This is a genomic window from Paraeggerthella sp. (genome assembly GCF_048427265.1).
Lineage (GTDB): Bacteria > Actinomycetota > Coriobacteriia > Coriobacteriales > Eggerthellaceae > Paraeggerthella > Paraeggerthella hominis.
In genome coordinates this window covers 1-2,679 of sequence record NZ_DBFOSR010000080.1, presented here as the reverse complement: position 1 = coordinate 2,679, position 2,679 = coordinate 1, and the positions used below count along the sequence as shown (strand labels likewise).

2 protein-coding genes are annotated in these 2,679 nt (G+C 63.6%); both read left to right on the top strand.

Annotation, left to right across the window (positions count from 1 at the left end):
• Positions 1-351 precede the first annotated feature (351 nt).
• Positions 352-2,313 carry a VanW family protein gene (locus ACMNI9_RS07440; protein WP_418831413.1) on the top strand — a complete coding sequence of 654 codons (1,962 nt, stop codon included), beginning with the start codon at positions 352-354 and terminating at the stop codon, positions 2,311-2,313.
• Positions 2,314-2,357: 44 nt separating this feature from the next.
• A partial coding sequence (locus tag ACMNI9_RS07435) for a phenylacetate--CoA ligase family protein (protein ID WP_418831412.1) occupies positions 2,358-2,679 on the top strand: 322 nt, incomplete at its 3' end.

Here is a 2,679-nt window from a genome sequence, read left to right as displayed (position 1 = left end):
CTGCGCGAGGCCAAAGGCGCAACGCCGGAGGGCGGACGATAGCGGATGGATCGACGTACGCCCAGAGAACCAGCGCGCAGGCAGGGAGGCGCTCCAAGGCAGCCGCGTCCGAATCGCGCACCCGATCGCCGCGAGGCTTCCGGGCGATCGTCGCGCCCGCAGACGGGCCGAGATGCTGGGCGTTCGCCGCGTTCGTCCCGAGCGTCTTCAGGCCGACCTGCTTCTTCCAATAGATCTCGAAGCAGAAGCGCGGGCGCCTACAACGCCCCCTCGCTTTGGACAAAGGATGCGCCGCGCTCCTCGTCGAGCGAAAGCCTCGTTCTGCGAATCTTGCGCGTTCTCGGGCGCGCGTTGCTTGCCCTGGTCGGCCTGCTGGGCACGGCTTTGCTCGCCCTTCTGCGCGCGACGATCTCGCTTGCGTCGCGCAGTCGCGTTGCGCTCGTCTGCCTGGTGGCCGCCGCCGTCATCCTTGTGGGAGGCGTTGTCGATTTCGGCTTGAACTACGGCAAGGCCTATCCGGGGGTTCGCGTGGGCGAGGTTGACGCTTCGGGAAAGACCGCAGACGAGATCGAGGCGTTGATCGATCAAACCTACGCCCCGCGCCTGGCTTCGAGCAGTGCGGTCGTCTACGCGAACGAAGATGCGGAAGCGCGCGTCAACGACGAAATGGCCGCAGCCCAAAACGCGGCGCTTGCCGAACAGCTTGCGGTCGAGGAGGCTCAGGCGAACAAGCTCGCGTGGCCGACCGACGCGTCGAGCCTAGGGGCGACGCTTCCCGCGCGCGCTCTAGCCGAAGAGGCTGTCGAGGTCGGGCGCAGCGACGGCGGATTCTTCGCGCGCATCGCGGCGCTTTTCGCCGGACGCTCGATCGACCCTCGCGCCGACTACGGCGCAGACCCTTTGGAGCAGCTTGCTTCCGACATCGACGCAACCATAGGAAAGCCGCGCGTGGACTTCAACGTGGCCGTCACCGACGGAGTCGCATCGGTGACCGAAGGCTACGACGGATCCATGGTCGATCGCGCCGCTTTCAAAAAGGAGCTTGACCGGGTGCTGCTGGCTCAGGAAAACGGGCAGGGCTCCTTTATCGCGCACGCGGAGCACGCGCCGCTGCGCATTGACGCTCAGGCTGCTCAACGGGTGGCCGATGCGGTGAACCGCGCCATCGGCGACGGGGCGCGCTTCGCCTACGGGGATTCCGCTTGGAGCGCTTCTGCGGCCGACATGGGAGACTGGATCGCAACGCGCATCGACGAGCGCGAAGGGGGATTCGCGCTGACCGCGTTCGTGGACGAATCGCGCGCAAAACCCTCGTTGCTCATGCATGTGGAAAAGATCGACAAGAGCGATCCGGTTCATGTGACCTTCGAAGCGAACGGCAGCGACGTAACCGTCAAAACGGACGGAACCGGCACCATGCCCTTGGTTTCCGATGCGGTTCGCCAGCTCAACGACGCGCTCTTCGGCGAACACGGCAAAGCTTCGGCGGAGCCTCAGGACTCATCGGCTGCAGACGCTGCCGTGCAAGTTCCCATTGCCGAAGGCCCGGCCCCCGCAACGCTGTCGTTCGACGAGGCCGTAGACCTCGGCATCGTGGGAACGATAGCGTCCTACACCACCGAGTTCACCACCGGAGTCGGCACCGAGAACCGCAACCACAACATCAACTTGGTTTCCCAGCTGCTGTCGAACTCCATCGTCAAGCCCGGAGGTTCGTGGTCGTTCAACCAGACGGCGGGGGAGTGCAACGAGGAGAAGGGCTTTTTGGGGGCCGGCGCCATCATAGACGGGCAGTACAACGATGCGGTCGGCGGCGGCATCTGCCAGGTTGCCACCACTATGTTCAACGCGGTGTACGAAGCCGGCTACCCCGTGAAAACCCGTCACAACCACTCGCTGTACATATCGAGCTATCCCGCCGGTCGCGATGCGGCCGTCAGCTGGCCCGATTTGGATCTCGTGTGGGAAAACGACGGCGCAAGCGATGTTTTAGTTCGTCTTTCTTGTGCGGATGGGTCCGTAACGGCTACACTGTATGGTGTTGATCCCGGCTACCAGGTCGTTTCGACCACGGGCGAATGGAGCGAAGGCAAGCACTACGCGACCAAGACAAAGGTCGACGAGTCGCTCGCACCCGGTTCGAGCTACGTCAAAACGCGCGGAACCGACGGACGCAAGATCACGGTTGTCCGCACGGTGAAGAGCGAAGACAGCGGCATCCTGCACGAGGACCCGTTCTATTCCGTGTACGATCCCGTGACGGAAGTCGTGGTGAAGGGCCCCGAGTCCCCAAGCGACGAGACCAACGCCTAAACGAGCGGCCCGCCGCTCGATATCCGTTTGCAACAGCAGGAGAGGTGATTCCCAAGGTGTACTACCAGCCCGAAATCGAGACCATGCCCTTCGAGCGGCTCCGCGAGTTGCAGCTCGAGCGCATGAAGAAAACCGTTCAACACGCCTACGACAACGTCGAGTTCTATCAGAAGTCCTTTAAGGAAGCCGGCATCGAGCCGGGCGATCTCAAGAGCCTCGCAGACCTGTCGAACTTCCCCTTCGTTGTCAAGCAGGACATGCGCGACGCCTATCCTCGCGGCTTGTTCGCCGTCGGCCAGAAAGAGGTGTCCCGCATCCACGCGTCTTCCGGCACCACCGGTCAGGCGACCGTGGTCGGGCATACGG